This window comes from Pseudoxanthomonas mexicana (assembly GCF_001556105.1).
Taxonomy (GTDB): domain Bacteria; phylum Pseudomonadota; class Gammaproteobacteria; order Xanthomonadales; family Xanthomonadaceae; genus Pseudoxanthomonas_A; species Pseudoxanthomonas_A mexicana_A.
Genome location: NZ_LSIF01000022.1, coordinates 1 through 244 on the forward strand (window position 1 = coordinate 1; position 244 = coordinate 244).

Consider the following 244-nt stretch of genomic DNA (forward strand, 5'->3'; position numbering starts at 1 on the left):
TTGACCCAGTCCAGCACCGTCAGCGGATCGCGCATCGCCGCTTCCGGCTTGCTGGCCAGCTCGCGGTGCAGCGTCGGCGCGCGGCGCGAGACGTGCAGGCCGCCGGGCAGGGTGCCTTCCTCGCGGATGCCGCGGGCCATGCAGGACTGCATGGCGTTCCAGATCGCCCGCAGGCCGTCGCGGATCTCCTCCTCGCTGCGCCAGGCCTTCTCGTTCTCGAACATCAACCCAGCGATGCTCAGCC

The 244-nt window shown here is 70.5% G+C and carries 1 protein-coding gene; it reads right to left on the bottom strand.

All coding sequences use genetic code 11. The features are described 5' to 3' along the window. On the bottom strand, positions 1-244 hold a 244-nt coding region (locus AX730_RS02720), incomplete at both ends, for an L-serine ammonia-lyase, iron-sulfur-dependent, subunit alpha (RefSeq protein WP_198146994.1).